The sequence below is a fragment of the Flavobacterium ustbae genome (assembly GCF_003946915.1).
Lineage (GTDB): Bacteria > Bacteroidota > Bacteroidia > Flavobacteriales > Flavobacteriaceae > Flavobacterium > Flavobacterium ustbae.
In genome coordinates this window covers 27,544-45,784 of sequence record NZ_RPOC01000021.1, presented here as the reverse complement: position 1 = coordinate 45,784, position 18,241 = coordinate 27,544, and the positions used below count along the sequence as shown (strand labels likewise).

Genomic DNA, 18,241 nt, shown 5'->3' with positions numbered 1-18,241 from the left:
CAAAACTATCTTTTAAAAATAGTTTGAGCACCATCTGGATTGTTGCTTATAATCGTTAGGTTTTGATTGTCAAGCTTTTCTATTACATAAGTTTTGCCTTCAAATGTAATTAGATCATGTTCTAACTGGTCAAAATATCCTTTGCCTTTTTCTATCTTATAAGTGCTGTTTCTTATTTCTACATTGTTTTTATAAGTAATAATCCTTCCGTTTTCGGTAAAGACAATTTTCTTAGTAAAACCAATTGTTTTTGGAGTTGTTACGTAAGGATTACTAGGACCTCCTATAGATTTTTTCCAAATCCAAGCATTGATTATCGATCCTTCCGTTTTTTCCTTAGAAGCATTTACAGAAATCATCGATGTTAAAAGAAAACAGGCAATAAGAGAGAAAAAGAGTTTCTTCATGATTGCATTATTTTAAACTTGTAATTTTTTCTTGAATTGCTTTTTTGAAAAGTTTAATTTCGGCACTTTGATCTGGAGTATCTTTATTGTCTATATAAACTCTAGTAACACTTGCTCCTTGGCGTAGCTCAAAATAAATTCCGCCTTGATCTTCAGCATCTGGAGAACCATACGTTTTAGTTTGTCCTTTCAAAGCGATAATTTCAGCAGGAACGCTTTTTAATAATAAGGTATATTCGCCTCTTTTGATTGTCGGAGTGTATTTGTACTGGTTAAAATCATACTGCCCAATTGCAACATTTAAGAATTTTAAAGTGTTGTAATCGTTAATCTGATAGAATTTTTGGCAGTCAGCACCAGTACATTTGCTAGCGAAACTTCCAATAACGATATTATCGGCATTTTCATTTGTTTTGTTAAAAATCATTCCTTTTGATGTTTTTGGAATCAAAACAAAATCATAAGGATAAGTTGGGGTTTGAGATACGTTTTCGCCTGTAGCCGGTGTTTTTTCATAATAATTCACTATGATTTCACAATTGTTTTCAACAATAGAGCTAATTACGATGTCATAACCTGTTGTAGGTTTGGCACCAGCAAAAATTCCAACTAAATATTGTTTTGTAAAATCAATGTTAGGGTCGCTCGCAACAGGACAGCTATTAGCCTGCTTTGAAAAAAACTCGTTCATTTTTTCCTGTGATCCAATAAATGCCAATGCTGGATTATTTGGCATATTTTTTACAGTATAGTTACATGCAAAAGGGAAACCTGTAAAATTTACATTTGTATTTGCTCCACAGTCAACATAGTTAGTTTCGTCGTTTAGCGAGCAGGCGCTGAATCCGAAGGCTACAAATAAGCCAAGTATTATTTTTTTCATAATTATTTAATAGGTTTATATTTTGTAGATGGCGATTTAAAAGAATGGTTGCGTTGCCGTTTTATTTTTTTTGAAAAAAATTAAAATGTTGGTTTAGTTTGGATTAAGAATGAATTAGTGAAATTTATAATTTTAAAACTAAGTACTACGTATTATTGCGTACTTTTACGTAAAATAAACTTAGTTATGTCTGAATATGTACCGTTTTTATTAGGTTTTGTTGTGGCGCTTTTTGTGGGTATCTACGTAGGCAGAATGCTTTCTGGATCCAAATTTCAGTCTGAAAAAGCCATTTCAGAAGAAAGATTAAATGCATTAAACGGCCAGTTGCAGCTGCAGAAAGAACAGTTTGAAAACGAAAAAAATAATTTTCAAAAACAATTGCAGTTCAATAATGTTGAGAAAGAAAACATTCGAACAGAAAAAGACAGTTTGGCAATTCAACTTTCTAAAAAAGAAGTCGATTTTGAAAATTTATGGGAACGCCATAAAGAGCAGAAAAGTGAAATTAGTGAACTTCAAGAAAAATTTACCAAAGAATTTGAAAATCTTGCCAATAAAATCTTAGAAGAAAAATCGGCAAAGTTTACCGAACAAAATACGGTTAATATGAAAAATATCCTGACACCTCTGCAGGATAAAATTCTAGTGTTTGAGCAAAAGGTAGAACAAACTCATAAAGAGAGTATCGATTATCATGCGGCGCTTCGTCAGCAGATTATTGGGTTAAGTGAAATGAACGCGCAAATGAGCAAAGAAACCTTAAATCTGACAAAGGCATTAAAAGGCGACAGTAAAATGCAGGGAAATTGGGGAGAATTGGTTCTGGAACGTGTTTTAGAAAAATCGGGACTAGAAAAAGGGAGAGAATACGAAGTGCAGCAAAGTTTTTCCAATGCAGAAGGAAACCGCGTTTTTCCAGACGTTATCATTAATCTTCCGGATGGCAAAAAAATGATTGTCGATTCTAAAGTTTCGCTGGCAGCGTATGAAAAATGGGTTAACGAAGAGTCAGAACTTTTAAAAATAGAATTTCTTAAAGAACATGTTATTTCTATCAAAAGGCATGTGGAGCAATTGGGCAGTAAAAATTATCACGATCTGTATCAAATGGAAAGTCCAGATTTTGTATTGCTTTTTATTCCTATGGAACCTGCTTTTGCCATTGCTTTAAACGAAGATCCTTCTTTGTACACAAAAGCCTTTGACCGAAATATTGTAATTGTAACGCCGAGCACGCTTTTGGCAACTTTACGAACAATAGACAGCATGTGGACCAATCAAAAACAACAGGAAAATGCCTTAGAGATTGCGAGACAAGCGGGCGCGTTATACGATAAATTTGAAGGTTTTGTATCAGATTTAGTCCGAATTGGAAATAAAATAAAAGACACCAAAACAGAATACGAAAGTGCCATGAATAAATTGGTAGACGGAAAAGGAAACCTAATTTCAAGTGTAGAAAGATTGAAAAAAATGGGAGCAAAGGCCAAAAAATCACTTCCTGATGCTATCATTGCAAGGGCAATAAACACAGATGAAAATGAATTATTGAATTAAAATTTAAACCATATAAGTTATATAAGTTCATTCAAAGTTTTTGCTTCAGTCTGAAAGTAGAAAAATAATAATTTAAACACATAGAAACATAGAAATTGAGATTGGAGAAAAAAGGCGTTTCACTTGCATAAAAGCACATAGTTCTATGTTTAAAAAAGCCAATCAAAAAAATATTGAATCAAAAAAATTAAACCATATAAGTTATATAAGTTCATTTAATTCAAAACTTAAATTTTCTCATATAGATTTATGTGATTAAAAAAGAAACAAAAAAAAATTAAACCATGTAAGTTATATAAGTTCATTTAACTCAAACTTAAATTTCTTATATAACTTATATGGTTAAAGAATGAATCAATAAAATAAACCCTATAAGTTTAGTATTGAATTAAAAAATGAACTTATATAACTTATATGGTTAAAAATCACACACCAAAAAACAAAAAACATGACTACAGATTTTAAGCCCGTTTCTTCATCAAAAGTGAGTATATCAGAGTTAATGCTGCCTTCGCATACCAATTTTAGTGGCAAAATACACGGAGGATATATTTTGCAGTTATTAGATCAGATTGCATTTGCATCGGCATCAAAATTCAGCGGTAATTATTGCGTAACTGCTTCTGTAGATACGGTCAATTTTCTTAAACCTATCGAAGTTGGAGAATTGGTTACTATGAAAGCTTCTGTAAATTATGTGGGAAGAAGCTCAATGGTAGTCGGAATTCGCGTTGAAGCAGAAAATATCCAGACAGGAGTTATCAAACATTGTAATTCGTCTTATTTTACGATGGTTGCCAAAGACAAAGAAGGAAAAAGCGTTCAAGTTCCAGGATTAATTTTGTCTAATTTACAAGAAATACGCCGTTTTAGAAAAGCAATAAAACATATCGAAGTTAGAAAAGAAGTCGAAGAACACGAAAAGCTAGCCAATATCAATTCAATTGAAGATTTGGCAAGCTTAGAAAAATATAATGTTCTTTTAGAAATCAGCTAAATTTTCTTATATTTATTTCACACATTAAATATTAGAAAATATGGTCAAGTTTGGATATACAATTTTATACGTAGAAAATGTCGAAGAATCTATTTCGTTTTATGAAAACGCATTTGGATTTTCGAGAAAATTCGTCTCACCAGAAAATGATTATGGCGAATTGATTACAGGAGAAACAACTCTTTCTTTTGCTTCTAAAAAATTAGCAGCAAAAAATCTGCCTGAAGGTTTTATCGAAAGTAGTTTAGAAGATAAGCCTTTTGCTATAGAAATTGGTTTTATAACAGAAAATGTACCCGAAGTTTTGCAGAAAGCTACTTCTTTTGGTGCCGTTATCGTTTCAGGACCTGTAGAAAAACCGTGGGGACAGATTGTAGCCTACGCAAGAGATTTAAACGGATTTTTAATTGAGATTTGTACAGAAGTAAAAGGGTAATTTTTGAATGAACTATATAAAAGGAAAATCTTATCTTTTATTTTTAGCGCTAGCTGTCCTTCTGTTGAGTTTTGGCTTTTATAAAGGAGATGAAATGCTTGATATCAATATTCACGATACTTATTTTATCATTTCGTGGAAACATTTAATGATTCTAATAGCATTGCTTTTGTTTTTTTGCAATGTAATTTATGCTTTAGTAAAAAGAAAATCCTAAACATTTCACCTTTTACGATTTTCATTCACAAGAGAAAAATATTCACAAATTTTTAGCATTACTCTCAGAACTTTTCATCAAGAAATTCCGTAACTTTAAGTATAATTATTGGGTTACGGAATTTTTTCACTGAGTTTTGCCATTCAATTTTTCAGATTAATTAAAATCTGTTTTTACTTATTTATCTTAATCAGAATTATTGAATGACATAATTGTTCAAATTGCAGACGATTATGAAAACAACTACTTTATTATTTTTACTTTTTACCGCCTTTTCTGTTATTGCCCAAGACAAATTTTTTACGAGTACAGGGACAATAAATTTTGAAGCGTCTGTACCGCTGTACGAAGAAGTGAGTGCTGTAAATAGACAAGTTGCCATACTTCTAGAACCTAAAACAAGTACATTTATCTGTACTGTTGTAATCAAAGATTTTCGGTTTAAATTGAATCTCATGCAAGAGCATTTCAATGACAATTATATGGAAAGCAATCGTTATCCTAAAGCTATCTTTAAAGGAAAGATTGAAAAGTTTGATTTGAAAGATATTAACGAGATCGAAAAACAATATCAGATAAAGGGAAAATTGAATTTAAGAGGCAAATCGAAAGAAATTGTTGTAAATGCTTTAATTAAAAGAGTTCCAGAAGGAATTCAAGTTATTTCAGATTTTCCAATTGCAGTATCCGATTTTAATATTCGCATTCCAAATTCTATCGCATCTAAAATTGCTAAAACGGCTAATACAGAATTGACAGGTATAGTACGCAGCGACGAAGCCATGCTGACTTTAAAATAAATTTATTTTCGGGTTGCATAAATGGAACGCGGATGAGAGGGATTTGCTGCCGCAAAGATGCAGATTTGCACTGATTTTATAAAAAAAATCTGTTTTTATCCGCGTTTTCGCAATAGCGAATCCGTGTCATCCGCGTTCCATCAGGAAGCTATTTTAAACAGTTAATTAAGGTTTTTTCTAAATCGGTAAATTGAAATTCAAAACCTGTCTTCTGAATTTTCTCAGATGATATGCGCTGTCCAGTTAAAACTGCTTCGCTCATTTGACCAAGTAAAATCTTTAGCACAAACGGTGGCACTTTTGGCAGCCATATCCTATAATCGTAGAGTTTGGCCATAGTGTTAGAAAATCGAGCATTGGTGGTATTGTCTGTTACTGAAGCATTATATGCGCCTTCTAATTTTGTGTCTTGAATAGCTTTTAAATAAATTTGACATAAATCTTCAATATGGATCCAAGGAAGGTATTGTTTGCCAGAACCAAGGATAGCGCCAAAACCAGATTTAAACGTCGGAATCATTTTTTTTAAGAAACCTTCATTTTTACCAAAAACAATTCCTGTTCTAATTTTAACAGTTCGAACATTCAACGAACCGATTTTATCTGCGGCTTCTTCCCATTTTTGACAAGTTGTACCTAAAAAATCATCCGCTGGAGGTGTGTTCTCCGTACAGATTTTATGACTCGTAATAGCACCATAAATTCCGATGCCAGAAGCGGTAACAAATGCTTCTAGTTTTTTATTATTCATTTCTAAAATAGAATAAATCATTTCTACAGGTCGAACGCGGCTTTCTATAATCGCTTTTTTGCGTCTTCTGGTCCATCTTTTTTCAACTATTCCTTCGCCAGCCAGATGAATAATATAATCGGCATTGAGAATGGCATTTTTGTCAATATAATTTTTCTTGATATCCCATTTGTAATAGGTAACTCTTGGCGTATTTTCTCTGTCAGAACGGCTCAAAACCGAAACAGAAAAGCCTGCTTCGATTAATACATCTGTCAAATATTTTCCGATAAAACCGGTGCCGCCTGTTAGTAGAACATTTTGAGCCATAATAGTTTATAATATATTTAACAGTGTGTAGTGTTTAAGGAATAGTAAAGGTACTTAAACAATGTTTACCTTTATGGCAAATTCTAAATTTTAATAAGATGACGACTAAAAAGAAGGTAATTACCAAAGACGATATCGTTTCAAAATATATGGAAGAGGTTTTAGAAAAAGGCCAAAAACCTAAATCGGTTTATCATTTTACGAAAGAAAATGATTTTACGGAAGCCGAATTTTACGCTTTTTTTGGAACATTGGAAGGTTTAGAAAAAGAAATATTCCGACTGTTTTTTGAAAACACGGTGAATCTTCTTCACAAGAACGAAGAATACCAGCAATATGACATGAAGAACAAAATGCTGAGCTTTTACTTTACTTTCTTCGAAATCTTGACTGCCAACAGAAGTTATGTGTTGCAATCGCTTAAAATAGATAGAAACCCAATTAAGAATTTAGTGCAGTTAACAACGCTTCGCAATAGTTTTAAGGAATATGTTTCTGAAATTTTAACAGACGACTATAGATTGGAACAAGAAAAATTTCAAAAGTTTCAGGAAAAGGCTATTCAAGAATCGTCTTGGTTGCAATTAATGCTAACGATTAAATTCTGGATGGAGGATGAGTCGGCAGCTTTTGAGAAAACCGATATTTTTATCGAAAAATCTGTTAACGCATCATTTGAATTGATGAATGTGGCACCAATGAATCATCTGATTGATTTTGGAAAATTTTTGTTTAAAGAAAAAGTACACAGCAGGTAATGAAAACGATAGATTATATTCCAACCTCAAAAATAGAACGAGCAGGAAAACTCGTTCAGACTGGAGCTAAAATTGGCGTAAATTATGTGAAGCATTATGCTGAAAAAATAGTCAATCCAGATTTGACCCGCGACAAATTAAACGAAAACAACGCTGAGGATATTTACGACGGATTAAAAAGTCTTAAAGGAAGTGCATTAAAAGTGGCTCAAATGTTAAGCATGGACAAGAATTTTTTACCGCAGGCCTACGTGGAGAAATTTTCACTTTCACAATTTTCTGTTCCGCCGCTATCTGCGCCTTTGGTTTTAAAAACTTTTAAAAACAATTTCGGAAAAACGCCTTACGAGATTTTTGACGAGTTTAACCCAAATTCTGTAAATGCGGCAAGTATCGGACAAGTGCATTTGGCAAAGAAAAACGATAAAAAACTAGCCGTTAAAATTCAGTATCCGGGAGTTGCCAATAGCATTTCGTCAGATTTGGCTTTGGTAAAACCAATTGCAATTAGAATGTTTAATCTTCAGGGCAAAGATTCTGATAAATACTTTAAAGAAGTCGAAGACAAACTGATTGAAGAAACCAATTATTTACTAGAATTAAAACAAAGTCAGGAAGTTGTAGATGCTTGCAGTAAAATTGAAAATATTAAATTCCCAAATTATTATCCGGAGTTTTCGTCAGAGAAAATCATTACAATGGATTGGATGACAGGAATTCATCTTTCTGAATTTACAGCCCAAAATACCAATCAAGAAGTGGGCGATAAAATAGGTCAGGCGCTTTGGGATTTTTATATGTATCAAATTCATGTTTTGAGAAAAGTGCATGCAGATCCGCATCCTGGAAACTTTTTGGTCGACGATCAGAATCAATTGATTGCTTTGGATTTTGGCTGTATGAAACAAATTCCAGAAGATTTTTATACGCCGTATTTTGAATTAATCAATAAAAATGTCATTACAGATCCAGCGCTTTTCAACGAGAAATTATTCGAATTAGAAATTCTTCGTAAAGATGATACGCCGTCTGAAATTGAATATTTTACCGAAATGTTTCATGAATTGCTATCACTTTTTACAAAACCTTTCCAAAACGAAACTTTCGATTTTGCCGATGAAAAATTCTTTAATGCGATTGCAGAACTAGGAAAACGTTTCTCTGAAGATACAAACCTCAAAAAAATGAACGGAAATCGCGGTTCTAAGCACTTTATTTATATGAATCGTACTTTCTTTGGCTTGTATAATTTAATGTTTGATTTGAAAGCCAAAATTGTGGTTGATAATTATTTGAAATATTAATAGTTAGTTTTTTTTGTTTCAGGTTTCATGTTTCAAGTTAAATCTGTCGTGTTCTCACTTTGTGAATTCTTCGACTTCACTCATGGTGACAAGATTATACTCAATCTTAATTAACTTGAAACTTTAAACCTGAAACAATAAGGAACTTTATTTAATGATTCCAGCCTTATAAGTTGCAATCGCTCGATCTCTGGCAAAAGCATGATCTACCATTGGTTCGTTATAGCCAAAATCAAATTCTGGAATCCATTTGCGAATGTATTCTCCTTTTTCGTCAAATTTCTTTTGTTGTATTTCTGGATTGAAAACTCTGAAATACGGTGCTGCATCACAACCTGTTCCTGCCGCCCATTGCCAGTTTCCAACGTTGGAGGCCAATTCGAAGTCTAATAATTTTTCGGCAAAATACGCTTCGCCCCATTGCCAGTTTATGAGTAAATGTTTGCACAAAAAACTCGCCACAACCATACGAACGCGATTGTGCATATATCCAGTTTCATTTAGCTGACGCATTCCGGCATCGACCATTGGGTAGCCTGTTTTTCCTTCGCACCAGCGTTTAAAATCTTCTTCGTTATTGCGCCATTGAATTCCGTCGTAATTGGATTTAAAATTATGATTCACGCAATTTGGGAAACTAAACAGAATCTGAATAAAGAATTCTCTCCAAATTAACTCGCTTAAAAAAGTCTGATTTTTTCGGTTGGCCCAATTTACCAATTTTCGAATGCTTACCGTTCCAAAACGCAAATGCGGTGAAAGATAGGAAGTGCTGTCTAAAGCTGGAAAATCTCTTGTTTCTTTATAATGAGCAATTTGTGACAAATTATGTTGCAGAACTTCTATAGTGCTTTTTTCAAAACCAATTTCCGATAAATCGGGGAATTTGAAGTTGCTTTTTGCGAAATTGTTTTGAACCGAAATCGAATCATATTCAGGAGCAGAACCAGAAAGTTGGTATTTTTCTAGCCATTTATTTTTATAAGGCGTGTAAACGGTATATGGAAGTCCGTCTGCTTTTGTAATTTCTTTTTCTTCGAAGATTACATGATCTTTGAAAGAAAATGATTCGATGTTATTTTCTTTTAATAAAGTTGTAATTGCTGTATCGCGTTTGATGGCAAAGGGTTCGTAATCTTTATTGAAAAAAACGTTCTGAATCTCAAATTCGTCAATAAGAGATTTCCAAACCTCTTTTGTTTTTCCTTTTTTAATTAAGATCGAAGAGCTTATTTTTTGCAGTTCTGAGTTTATTTTTTGAAGCGAATTGTAAATGAAAGTTACTCTGGCGTCATTTTTTTGAAGATGTTCTAAAATGTCTTCGTCGAAAATAAATAAGGGAATAACAGGAAAATCAGATTGTAAAGCGTGAAATAATCCTGTGTTGTCTTCTAAACGTAAATCACGTCTAAACCAGAAAAGGGTAACTTTTTGTTTTGTCATTGCTGTGTGTGTATTAGCCACGAATTCACGAATTTTTTTGATATGCTTTGTGTATTTTTTGCCGCGAATTGCTCGAATTTTTTTTGATATGCTGTGTGTGTTTTGCCACAGATTAAAAGGATTAGAAAGATTTTTTTTTGCCACGCCCCGAACGATAGCGAACAGGCGAAGCAATTCACGAATTTTTCTAATCTAAAAAGTAAAGAATTAGTGCAATTCGTTTCAAAACACACACAGTATATCAAAAAAAAATTCGTGAATTCGTGGCTATTTTTTTTTAGAATTAAATAATTCTTCGATTTTATTATGTCTGTATTCGAATATACTTTTGAGTTTATTTTTTACGACCAGTTTATTCATGATTCTGCCTAATATTCCGAAGGGAAGGGCGTAATGTACAATATCTGTCATTTTTGTTCCGCCATCTGGAACGGGTTCAAAAAAGTGCTTGTGATGCCATAGTTTATAAGGTCCAAATTGCTGAATGTCGACAAAATATTCATTTTCTTGACAAGCTGTAATTTCGGTTACCCAAGACATTTTAATTCCGAAAAGCGGTTTTAAGGTGTAGGTAATAATTTGACCGTGATACATACGTTTGCCATCATAATCTTGAATCTGGAAATTCATATTATCTAATGTGATGGTTTGCAGGTTTTTTGGACTGGAGAAAAAATCCCAACAATCTTCTACACTGGCATTTATATGCTGTACGGTTACTATTTTGTATAATTTCATGTTTAATTTAATTATTATCAGCAGTTAGACCTGACAGTTTTTTAAAACCTGTCAGGTCTACTCGTTTAAAGCTACATCTTATAATACTTAAAGGGAACAAACAACATTCCGAAACATTCTCCTTTTTCTTTTTGAAGATGTTTGTGGTGTATTTTATGTGCTTTTCTAAGTCCGATGAGGTATTTGTTTTTGGTATTTTTAAACCATTTGAAGCGCTGATGAATCAAAACATCGTGAATTAAGAAGTAGCAAATGCCATAAAGTGTAACTCCGCAGGCAATGAAAAACAGATAATTGAATCCGCCTTGAACGCCGAAATAAAATAAGAGGATACTCGGAATAGCAAAAATGACGAAGAAAATGTCGTTTCTTTCAAAAGTATGTTCGTACTTGGGCTGATGATGATCGGCGTGAAAATACCACATAAATCCGTGCATGACGTATTTGTGCGTTAACCACGTAACACATTCCATGAACAGAAAAACGCCTAAAAAGATTAAAAAGGAAATCATTTTTTTATTGTTGATGTTATTATTTTATTCAGTTTTTGTCATTCCGACCAAGGAGGAATGCAGAGCTTATCGTGAGCCCTTCGCTCAGGGTGACAAACAATACGTTGAGTGATCTTTGTGCCTTTGAGCCTTTGCAGCTTTGAACCTATTTTTAAACCAACTTTAATTTATAAGTCACAAAACTCTGCGCCAAAAGACCCGCTTTGGTGTAATTAGAAACTCTGATTCTAGAATTTCCAATTTCGTAATAAGGAGTATTTTTCAATTTTGTAAGCAGTTTTCTGTAATAAACATAAGCGGTATAAACTCCAAATTTTGCTTCTATTGGAAGTTTTACAATTCCTTGATATGCAATTCTAAAATCTTCTTCAATTTCTTGTATAATCTGATTTTTCGAATCTTCATTGAAATTATTGAGATTGATTCCCGGAAAATAAGTTCGGTTTAAAATAGTATTATCGTCTTTTAAATCTCTCAGGAAATTTACTTTCTGAAACGCCGAACCTAAACGCATGGCTTCATTTTTAAGCTGTTCGTATTTATGTTCTTTTCCAGAAACAAAAACTTTAAGGCACATTAATCCCACAACATCGGCAGAACCGTAGATGTAGTCAATGTATTCGGTTTGAGTCTGATAATTGGATTTTATGAGATCCATTTTCATGCTTTTTAAAAAGGCCTGAACGAGATCGTCTGTAATATTATATTCTTTTACAGTGTGCTGAAAAGAATTTAAAATAGGATTTAAGCTAATGCCTAGTTCCATTGCTTTGTAATATTCTTTTTCGAAATCTTCAATAAGATATTCTTTTTCGTAATCATGAAAAGAATCTACGATTTCGTCAGCAAAACGAACAAATCCGTAAATGCTGTAGATAGCATCGCGTATGCTTGGTGAAAGCATTTTGACAGCAAGCGAAAATGAGGTACTGTAATTTTTGGTTACCAGTTTGCTACATTTGAAAGAAACGGCGTCGAATAGTGATTTCATTTTTTTAAGATCTAAAAGATTTTTGAATTAATTCAGCTGCTAGTTTTCCTGAAATTAAAGCAGGCGGAACACCTGGTCCAGGAACAGTTAACTGCCCTGTAAAATATAGATTCTTGACTTTTTTGCTTTTTAATTTTGGTCTTAAAAAAGCCGTTTGCAATAACGTATTGGCCATTCCGTAAGCATTTCCTTTGTAGGCATTGTAGTCGGTTACAAAGTCATTTTTACAGAATGATCTCTTAAAGATAATGTTATTTTTTATTTTTTGTTGTGTAAGTTCTTCAAAACGAGCAATTATCTTTTCAAAATATTCTTCTCGTAAAGTTTCGCTGTCTTCAATTCCGGGTGCAAGCGGAATTAAGAAAAAACCAGATTCCATTCCGTCAGGCGCGGCGGTTACATCTGTTTTGGATGGAAAGTTGGCATAAAACAACGGTGCTTCAGGCCATTTTGGATTATCATAAATATCTGCAGCATGCTGATTGAAATCGACATCAAAAAATAAGGCATGATGCGAAATATTTTCTATTTTTTTATTGAAACCAATAAAAAATAGGAGAGAAGAAGGTGCAAAAACTCTGCTGTCCCAATATTCATCAGAGTACATTCGGTGTTTGTTTTCCAATAAACTTTCAGAATGCTGATAATCGGCACCGCTTAATACAATATCTGCTTTTATGCTTTCGCCATTTATTACAATTCCGGTTGCCGTTTCGTTTTCAACGATTATTTTTTCAATTGGCGAATTGGTTTTGATGGTAACGCCAAGTTCCAATGCCATTTTTTCTATTGCTCGAATCACATCAAACATTCCCGTTTTAGGATGCCAAGTTCCTAGGCCGAAATCGGCATAATTCATAAAATTATAAAAAGAAGGCGTTTTAGCTGGTTTGGCTCCGAGAAATAAAACCGGAAATTCAAGAATCTGAATTAATCTTTCGTTTTTAAAATTTTTTCGAATATCAGAACTTACATTCTTAAAAAACTGATTGAGTTTTAATGCAGTTTCTTTAGTAATTAATTCAAGCGGAGAAACTCCAGGTCGATACACTAGATCTTTGATAGCAATGTCGTAATTGCTTTTAGCCTGATCGATAAAGTTTTGCAGTTTTGAACCGCTTCCTTTTTCTATGGCTTCAAAAGTGTATTTTATTTCTTCGAGGTTGTCAAAAATGCTTATAAAATCATTGATTCCAAAATAAACCCGATAAGCTGGATTTAGTTTTATGAGCTCGTAATAATCTGAAGGTTTTTTATTGAAGTCTTCGAAAAAACGTTCAAAAACATCGGGCATCCAATACCAGCTTGGTCCCATGTCAAAAGTAAAACCGTCTTCTTTAAATTGTCTTGCACGTCCGCCAATTGTGCTGTTTTTTTCATAAATAGTAACTATGTTTCCTTGTTGGGCAAGGTAACACGCGGCAGCCAAAGAAGAGAAGCCAGAACCGATTATTTGAATTGTTTTTCTCATTTGTTTAACAAATATAAGAAAAACTTAAACAAAAATAAATTAAAGCATGTTAATAGTTTCTTCCATAGAGTCAAAAACACGTATTCTGTCTGTAAGCACTTTCTCGTCTATACACTCTGTCATTTTTCCCATCAGCCAGATTTCATTGTTTTGCAGCAATAATTTCTGCCCCATAGACTTTACATACTGATTAATTACGCTTCTATCTGGCTGCACTGTCATGAAAGATATAAAAGTTATATTTTCAAAATGTTTGGTTAAATCCTGCAGGTTTTCGATAGGCATGCTTTCTCCGAGATAAATGGTTTTATAGCCTTTATCCAGAATTTCGTATTGAAGGTATAATAATCCGATCTGGTGAATTTCATTTAGCGGAAGCGATAAAACAAAAATTCGATCGGTTTTTGTAGGTTTTCTAATCTGAAGGCTTTCGGTATAAATTAATATTTTCTGTTTGATCAAATGACTCATAAAATGTTCATTTGCAGGAGTTATGGTTTCAGACTGCCACAATAATCCCAGCTCTTTTAAAAGAGGTAAAAAATGATCTTTAAAAACTTCTTTAAACGTTTTTTCAGTAATAAGCCAATCGAATGTATTAAAGAATAGTTCTTGATCAAAATTCATCATTGCCATTTTAAAAGAAGTAATGGCATAGTTTTGAGAGTTTTTCTTCGAAATTATTTCGCGTACTAGTTGCGGTATTTTTTCTTCAGGATAAGTTGCAATTTTAGAAATCTTATAGCCGTATTCGTGCAGTAACGTGATATTTAAAAGTTTCTGCAGATTTTGAAGATTGTAAAATCTAATATTAGTATCGGTTCGCATAGGTTCAAGAATATTGTATCTCTTTTCCCAGATGCGTATAGTATGCGCTTTTATTCCAGATAAGTTCTCAAGGTCTTTAATGCTGAAAACAGTTTTAATATTGTTTATCATTATTCGCGATTAAGTCAACAAATGTAAAATAAAATCTTATATTCGGGCTTAAAACTACATTAAAAAGATAGAGAATTAGAGGCTTAGGTATTCAAAATATATTTTTTACCTAAAATCAGGTAATTATTTCTTAAGAAATATATTACTTTGATAAAAACAAAAAACAGCCAGTAGATTAAAATCTAGTCTGGCTGTTCTGAAAATTTTGTTTTTTGTATTTATTTGCAGAAAGTGGCTTTGTTTTTTATAGCACTTTGACTTCCTAATTCGATTGCTTTGCTAAAATCTTTGCAGCAATTTTTTTTGTCTCCAATTTTATTGTAAGCCAACCCTCTTAAGTTATACGCAATATAATCCTTGGGATTTAAACCTAAAGATGCGGTGCAGTCGTCTATGGTGCCTTGATAGTTTTGCAATTTGTAATTGACATTGGCTCTGCCTGTAAAAGCGTCGGCATTCATGCTGTCTAATTCAATTGTTTTGCTAAAGTCGGCTTGGGCTCCTTTTAGATCGTTTAGTTTCAGTTTTGCAACACCGCGATTCTGATAAGCTTCGACAAATTTTGAATTCATCCTGATGGCTTTGTTGTAATCGGCGATCGCACCTTTTGTGTTTCCAGCTTCGGCTTTTTTTATGGCTTTGTCAAAATAGCCTGTTGCAGATTGTGCCCAGATAGAGCAGGTCATCATTAATAATGACACTAATAGTAGGTTTTTCATAAAACTAATTTGGGATTAGTGATTTAATTATTCATCTACGAATTTAAGAAAGTTTTATTTGCTGGATAATTTAAGTTTCAAATTTATTTTAAGAATTAAGAATTAAGAATTAAGAATTAAGAATTAAGAATTAAGAATTAAGAATTAAGAATTAAGAATTAAGAATTAAGAATTAAGAATTAAGAATTTCTTTTATATGCTCTTGTATTCTAGCTGAAGAATAAAAAGAGGAAAAACTTTGTATATTGTTGTCGTGTATATTATATTTGCGACAACAATTTTAAATGTAATAAAAATGAGAGAATTAACTTTTGCATCACTACAAGTGAAAAATTTAGAAGCATCAAAAGACTTTTATGAGAATAAATTAGGGTTCGAGATTGGGAATGTTAATCCACAGGCTTGCGTATTCAAGTATGATCAAGGGCAGGCAAGTTTTGCAATTCGTACGCCTTTGGAACCTATCGAAGGAAAAGAATTGGGCATTGGAGTTGCAATTTGGTTTGCGGTTGACGAAAATGTAGCCGATCTAAAGGAGAAATTTATTGCAAACGGAGTAACAACTGCGGGACCAATTATTGAAACTCCTTTTGGTAGAGCATTTCATGTAAAAGATATCGATGGCTATAAGCTTACTTTTTTGGAAAGTAAATAAATAGAAATATTTATTTTTAATGATTTTGAGAATAAAGCAATCACATTCGTTGAAGTTGCTAATGATTCAGATTATCTTTGAATTTTATAAATTCGATTTAATTAATATCAATTTAAATGTTTTAGATTATGTCTAAAGAGATTGATTTTCATTTTAAAAAGCCAGAAGATAGTCCGGGATATTTGCTCGGACAGTTGACAATGTTATGGCAGCGTAAGCAAAAAAAAGTTTTGGATCCGTTGGATTTAACTCAAACGCAGTTCGTCTTGTTGGCTGCTTTGGGCTGGCTTTCTAAAAAAAGCGACGCTGTAACTCAGGTCGAAATTGCAAACCAAAGTAATTCTGATCGAATGATGGTGTCTAAAGTATTGCGAACGCTGGAAGAAAAAGCATTTATAACGCGGCAAGAGCATACGACCGATACAAGAGCAAAAACGATTAAATTGACAAGCAGTGGAGAACTAATTCTGCAAAAAGCAATAATTGAAATCGAAAATGCGGATCTTGATTTTTTTTCTGAATTAGAAGAGAACCTTTCGTTTTTTAATTCCAATATGGTCAAACTCATCAATAAAAATAAAGGCGAATCAAAAAATCCTGCAGAAGATTAATTCTGCAGGATTTTTTTTTGATTTATATAAAAACAAAAAAGGCCAAGTAAAATAATTACTTGACCTTTTGTGACCCGACTGGGGCTCGAACCCAGGACCCCATCATTAAAAGTGATGTGCTCTACCGACTGAGCTATCGAGTCGTCATTTCTTCAATGAGGGTGCAAATATAAGGACTTATTTTAGGTTATCGGCTCTTTTTTTAAATGAATTTTGCAATTAATTTAAAGAAAAATTGTAAAACCTTATTTTGCAGTAAAATAGACTCTCATTTTTTTTAGTGACCATGGAGGGATTTGAACCCTCACGCCCTTGCGAGCACCACCCCCTCAAGATGGCGAGTCTACCGTTTCTCCACATGGCCTTAAAATAAAAAAGGTCAAGTAAATAATTACTCAACCTTTTTGTGACCCGACTGGGGCTCGAACCCAGGACCCCATCATTAAAAGTGATGTGCTCTACCGACTGAGCTATCGAGTCATTGCTTTCAAGAAATTTAATTTGTTTATCACAAAATTTGTGACCCGACTGGGGCTCGAACCCAGGACCCCATCATTAAAAGTGATGTGCTCTACCGACTGAGCTATCGAGTCATTTAATTTCTTGAATGCGGGTGCAAATATAAGGAGTTTTTTTTGAAGTTTCCAAGCTATTTTATCATAAATTTGTCTTTTTTTTGGAAAAGTTTCCAAATGCTTAGTTTATAAGGTTTTATTAATATGAAAAAAATTGTGTTGTTAGGTTATATGGGTTGCGGAAAGTCGACAATAGCCCAAAATTTGTCAAAAATTACAAATATTCCGTTCCTAGATTTAGATAAATGTATCGAAGAAAGAGCAAATTTATCCATAAATGAGATTTTTGAAAAGCATGGAGAAGTGTATTTTCGAAAATTAGAACACGAAATGTTCGTTGAATTGCTGCAATCTTCAGAAAATAATATTATCGGATTAGGTGGAGGCACTCCATGTTATGCCAATAATCATGAATTGCTAAAAGGGGATGATGTAGTGTCTATATATTTAAAGGCATCAATAGATACTTTATATAGTAGATTGGTGCATAACAAAAGCAAACGTCCTTTGATCGCCAATATGAATGAGGAGGAAATGAAAGAGTTTATCGCGAAACATTTATTCGACAGAAGTTTTTATTACAATCAGGCCAAACATAAAGTTTCAGTTGATGGTCAATCTGTCGAAGAAACGGTTCAGGATATTTTGAAAATCTTAGCTTAAAGAAGCATAATCGCCGTTTTCTGAATTGAAAACTACTTGAACATGCTCTAATAAAGAAGTGGAAAGCGAAATTCCTTTAAAATCTGCCTTTACGGGATATTTTTTATGATTTCGGTCAACAAGTACTGCTGTTTTGAATTTTTTAAGCGGAACGTCTAAAAAATGACGAACAGCATAAATTAATGTGGTTCCTGAGTTTAAGACATCGTCAACTAGAACCAATCCTTTGTTTTTATATTCTTCAGGACTTAATGAAGTTTGTATCGCTTCTTGCGGATTTTGTTTGTTGATTTTGACTTCGCAGATGGAAACTTTCAAAGTAGAAATGCTGCTGAGTGCCGACGCTATTTTTTCGGCAAAAACGAATCCGTTAGAAGCAATTCCGGCAATGACCACTTCCTCTTCATTGACAAAGGTCTCGTAAATTTGGTAAGCGATGCGTTTTATTTTATGGTCGATTTCCTGATTGGTTAAGATAATATTGCTGCTCATGATTTTATTT

The 18,241-nt window shown here is 33.2% G+C and carries 21 protein-coding genes and 4 tRNA genes; 10 read left to right on the top strand and 15 right to left on the bottom strand.

Annotated elements, in window-relative coordinates:
- Nucleotides 1-5: 5 nt before the first annotated feature.
- Both EG814_RS18920 and EG814_RS18915 read right to left on the bottom strand, forming a co-directional pair.
- Entirely contained in the window at nt 6-407 is a 402-nt protein-coding gene (locus EG814_RS18920; RefSeq protein ID WP_125723440.1) for a hypothetical protein, read from the bottom strand.
- A 7-nt stretch (nt 408-414) separates the two neighbouring features.
- The gene (locus tag EG814_RS18915; RefSeq protein WP_125723439.1) at nt 415-1,290 is read right to left on the bottom strand and encodes a protease complex subunit PrcB family protein; all 876 of its coding nucleotides are present in this window, start codon (nt 1,288-1,290) and stop codon (nt 415-417) included.
- Nucleotides 1,291-1,476: 186 nt separating this feature from the next.
- Here EG814_RS18915 and rmuC point away from each other — a divergent pair, with 186 nt between their 5' ends.
- The 5 genes from rmuC to EG814_RS18890 all read left to right on the top strand — a co-directional run bounded on the left by rmuC (nt 1,477) and on the right by EG814_RS18890 (nt 5,300).
- Nucleotides 1,477-2,850 (top strand): DNA recombination protein RmuC, encoded by a 1,374-nt coding sequence (gene rmuC / locus EG814_RS18910; RefSeq protein WP_125723438.1) that lies wholly within the window; start codon nt 1,477-1,479, stop codon nt 2,848-2,850.
- Nucleotides 2,851-3,298: 448 nt separating this feature from the next.
- On the top strand, nt 3,299-3,847 hold the full coding sequence (locus EG814_RS18905; protein WP_125723437.1) for an acyl-CoA thioesterase: 549 nt from the start codon (nt 3,299-3,301) through the stop codon (nt 3,845-3,847).
- A 40-nt stretch (nt 3,848-3,887) separates the two neighbouring features.
- Nucleotides 3,888-4,283: a VOC family protein gene (locus tag EG814_RS18900; RefSeq protein WP_125723436.1), complete on the top strand. Its 396-nt coding sequence runs from the start codon at nt 3,888-3,890 to the stop codon at nt 4,281-4,283.
- 7 nt (nt 4,284-4,290) lie between these two features.
- A complete protein-coding gene (locus EG814_RS18895; RefSeq protein WP_125723435.1) occupies nt 4,291-4,500 on the top strand; it encodes a hypothetical protein in 210 nt (69 codons plus the stop codon).
- Nucleotides 4,501-4,733: 233 nt separating this feature from the next.
- Nucleotides 4,734-5,300: a YceI family protein gene (locus EG814_RS18890; protein WP_125723434.1), complete on the top strand. Its 567-nt coding sequence runs from the start codon at nt 4,734-4,736 to the stop codon at nt 5,298-5,300.
- Between the two features lie 148 nt (nt 5,301-5,448).
- Here EG814_RS18890 and EG814_RS18885 read toward each other — a convergent pair whose 3' ends face one another.
- Nucleotides 5,449-6,360, bottom strand: a complete 912-nt coding sequence (locus EG814_RS18885) for a TIGR01777 family oxidoreductase (RefSeq protein WP_125723433.1) — start codon at nt 6,358-6,360, stop codon at nt 5,449-5,451.
- Nucleotides 6,361-6,458: 98 nt separating this feature from the next.
- On the opposite strand from EG814_RS18885, the gene EG814_RS18880 reads away from it, so the two are divergent.
- Nucleotides 6,459-7,118: a TetR family transcriptional regulator C-terminal domain-containing protein gene (locus EG814_RS18880; protein WP_125723432.1), complete on the top strand. Its 660-nt coding sequence runs from the start codon at nt 6,459-6,461 to the stop codon at nt 7,116-7,118.
- Entirely contained in the window at nt 7,118-8,422 is a 1,305-nt protein-coding gene (locus EG814_RS18875) for an ABC1 kinase family protein (protein WP_125723431.1), read from the top strand. The genes EG814_RS18880 and EG814_RS18875 overlap by 1 nt, the downstream gene beginning before the upstream one ends.
- A 147-nt stretch (nt 8,423-8,569) precedes the next feature.
- Here EG814_RS18875 and EG814_RS18870 read toward each other — a convergent pair whose 3' ends face one another.
- The 7 genes from EG814_RS18870 to EG814_RS18840 all read right to left on the bottom strand — a co-directional run bounded on the left by EG814_RS18870 (nt 8,570) and on the right by EG814_RS18840 (nt 15,235).
- On the bottom strand, nt 8,570-9,865 hold the full coding sequence (locus tag EG814_RS18870) for a cryptochrome/photolyase family protein (RefSeq protein WP_125723430.1): 1,296 nt from the start codon (nt 9,863-9,865) through the stop codon (nt 8,570-8,572).
- A gap of 267 nt (nt 9,866-10,132) precedes the next feature.
- The gene (locus EG814_RS18865) at nt 10,133-10,603 is read right to left on the bottom strand and encodes an SRPBCC family protein (RefSeq protein WP_125723429.1); all 471 of its coding nucleotides are present in this window, start codon (nt 10,601-10,603) and stop codon (nt 10,133-10,135) included.
- A 71-nt stretch (nt 10,604-10,674) separates the two neighbouring features.
- Complete coding sequence (locus tag EG814_RS18860; RefSeq protein ID WP_125723428.1) at nt 10,675-11,115, bottom strand: sterol desaturase family protein; 441 nt, start codon at nt 11,113-11,115, stop codon at nt 10,675-10,677.
- Between the two features lie 151 nt (nt 11,116-11,266).
- A complete protein-coding gene (locus EG814_RS18855; protein WP_125723427.1) occupies nt 11,267-12,106 on the bottom strand; it encodes a phytoene/squalene synthase family protein in 840 nt (279 codons plus the stop codon).
- Between the two features lie 4 nt (nt 12,107-12,110).
- The gene (locus EG814_RS18850; RefSeq protein WP_125723426.1) at nt 12,111-13,577 is read right to left on the bottom strand and encodes a phytoene desaturase family protein; all 1,467 of its coding nucleotides are present in this window, start codon (nt 13,575-13,577) and stop codon (nt 12,111-12,113) included.
- Nucleotides 13,578-13,616: 39 nt separating this feature from the next.
- On the bottom strand, nt 13,617-14,516 hold the full coding sequence (locus EG814_RS18845; RefSeq protein WP_125723425.1) for a MerR family transcriptional regulator: 900 nt from the start codon (nt 14,514-14,516) through the stop codon (nt 13,617-13,619).
- Between the two features lie 218 nt (nt 14,517-14,734).
- Nucleotides 14,735-15,235, bottom strand: coding sequence for a tetratricopeptide repeat protein (locus EG814_RS18840; RefSeq protein WP_235831010.1), 501 nt, complete (start codon nt 15,233-15,235; stop codon nt 14,735-14,737).
- Nucleotides 15,236-15,530: 295 nt separating this feature from the next.
- Between EG814_RS18840 and EG814_RS18835 the strand changes: the two genes are divergently transcribed.
- Together EG814_RS18835 and EG814_RS18830 are read left to right on the top strand one after the other, a co-directional pair.
- Nucleotides 15,531-15,890, top strand: a complete 360-nt coding sequence (locus EG814_RS18835; protein ID WP_125723424.1) for a VOC family protein — start codon at nt 15,531-15,533, stop codon at nt 15,888-15,890.
- 128 nt (nt 15,891-16,018) lie between these two features.
- Nucleotides 16,019-16,501 (top strand): MarR family winged helix-turn-helix transcriptional regulator, encoded by a 483-nt coding sequence (locus EG814_RS18830; protein WP_125723423.1) that lies wholly within the window; start codon nt 16,019-16,021, stop codon nt 16,499-16,501.
- A gap of 70 nt (nt 16,502-16,571) precedes the next feature.
- Here the strand turns inward: EG814_RS18830 and EG814_RS18825 are convergent.
- The 4 genes from EG814_RS18825 to EG814_RS18810 form a co-directional block, all read right to left on the bottom strand.
- Nucleotides 16,572-16,644 (bottom strand) — tRNA-Lys (locus EG814_RS18825).
- Between the two features lie 138 nt (nt 16,645-16,782).
- A tRNA-Leu gene (locus EG814_RS18820) sits at nt 16,783-16,865 on the bottom strand.
- Nucleotides 16,866-16,908: 43 nt separating this feature from the next.
- Nucleotides 16,909-16,981 (bottom strand) — tRNA-Lys (locus EG814_RS18815).
- 40 nt (nt 16,982-17,021) lie between these two features.
- Nucleotides 17,022-17,094: transfer RNA gene (locus EG814_RS18810), tRNA-Lys, on the bottom strand.
- Nucleotides 17,095-17,220: 126 nt separating this feature from the next.
- Here EG814_RS18810 and EG814_RS18805 point away from each other — a divergent pair.
- Nucleotides 17,221-17,739 carry a shikimate kinase gene (locus EG814_RS18805; RefSeq protein WP_125723422.1) on the top strand — a complete coding sequence of 173 codons (519 nt, stop codon included), beginning with the start codon at nt 17,221-17,223 and terminating at the stop codon, nt 17,737-17,739.
- Here EG814_RS18805 and EG814_RS18800 read toward each other — a convergent pair.
- Nucleotides 17,731-18,231 (bottom strand): phosphoribosyltransferase domain-containing protein, encoded by a 501-nt coding sequence (locus EG814_RS18800; RefSeq protein WP_125723421.1) that lies wholly within the window; start codon nt 18,229-18,231, stop codon nt 17,731-17,733. The genes EG814_RS18805 and EG814_RS18800 overlap by 9 nt on opposite strands.
- Between the last annotated feature and the right edge of the window lie 10 nt (nt 18,232-18,241).

Coding starts and splice junctions, on each gene's coding strand:
- EG814_RS18920 (WP_125723440.1), bottom strand. CDS start 407: ATGAAGAAACTCTTTTTCTCTCTTATTGCCTGTTTTCTTTTAACATCG.
- EG814_RS18915 (WP_125723439.1), bottom strand. CDS start 1,290: ATGAAAAAAATAATACTTGGCTTATTTGTAGCCTTCGGATTCAGCGCC.
- rmuC (WP_125723438.1), top strand. CDS start 1,477: ATGTCTGAATATGTACCGTTTTTATTAGGTTTTGTTGTGGCGCTTTTT.
- EG814_RS18905 (WP_125723437.1), top strand. CDS start 3,299: ATGACTACAGATTTTAAGCCCGTTTCTTCATCAAAAGTGAGTATATCA.
- EG814_RS18900 (WP_125723436.1), top strand. CDS start 3,888: ATGGTCAAGTTTGGATATACAATTTTATACGTAGAAAATGTCGAAGAA.
- EG814_RS18895 (WP_125723435.1), top strand. CDS start 4,291: ATGAACTATATAAAAGGAAAATCTTATCTTTTATTTTTAGCGCTAGCT.
- EG814_RS18890 (WP_125723434.1), top strand. CDS start 4,734: ATGAAAACAACTACTTTATTATTTTTACTTTTTACCGCCTTTTCTGTT.
- EG814_RS18885 (WP_125723433.1), bottom strand. CDS start 6,360: ATGGCTCAAAATGTTCTACTAACAGGCGGCACCGGTTTTATCGGAAAA.
- EG814_RS18880 (WP_125723432.1), top strand. CDS start 6,459: ATGACGACTAAAAAGAAGGTAATTACCAAAGACGATATCGTTTCAAAA.
- EG814_RS18875 (WP_125723431.1), top strand. CDS start 7,118: ATGAAAACGATAGATTATATTCCAACCTCAAAAATAGAACGAGCAGGA.
- EG814_RS18870 (WP_125723430.1), bottom strand. CDS start 9,865: ATGACAAAACAAAAAGTTACCCTTTTCTGGTTTAGACGTGATTTACGT.
- EG814_RS18865 (WP_125723429.1), bottom strand. CDS start 10,603: ATGAAATTATACAAAATAGTAACCGTACAGCATATAAATGCCAGTGTA.
- EG814_RS18860 (WP_125723428.1), bottom strand. CDS start 11,115: ATGATTTCCTTTTTAATCTTTTTAGGCGTTTTTCTGTTCATGGAATGT.
- EG814_RS18855 (WP_125723427.1), bottom strand. CDS start 12,106: ATGAAATCACTATTCGACGCCGTTTCTTTCAAATGTAGCAAACTGGTA.
- EG814_RS18850 (WP_125723426.1), bottom strand. CDS start 13,577: ATGAGAAAAACAATTCAAATAATCGGTTCTGGCTTCTCTTCTTTGGCT.
- EG814_RS18845 (WP_125723425.1), bottom strand. CDS start 14,516: ATGATAAACAATATTAAAACTGTTTTCAGCATTAAAGACCTTGAGAAC.
- EG814_RS18840 (WP_235831010.1), bottom strand. CDS start 15,235: ATGAAAAACCTACTATTAGTGTCATTATTAATGATGACCTGCTCTATC.
- EG814_RS18835 (WP_125723424.1), top strand. CDS start 15,531: ATGAGAGAATTAACTTTTGCATCACTACAAGTGAAAAATTTAGAAGCA.
- EG814_RS18830 (WP_125723423.1), top strand. CDS start 16,019: ATGTCTAAAGAGATTGATTTTCATTTTAAAAAGCCAGAAGATAGTCCG.
- EG814_RS18805 (WP_125723422.1), top strand. CDS start 17,221: ATGAAAAAAATTGTGTTGTTAGGTTATATGGGTTGCGGAAAGTCGACA.
- EG814_RS18800 (WP_125723421.1), bottom strand. CDS start 18,231: ATGAGCAGCAATATTATCTTAACCAATCAGGAAATCGACCATAAAATA.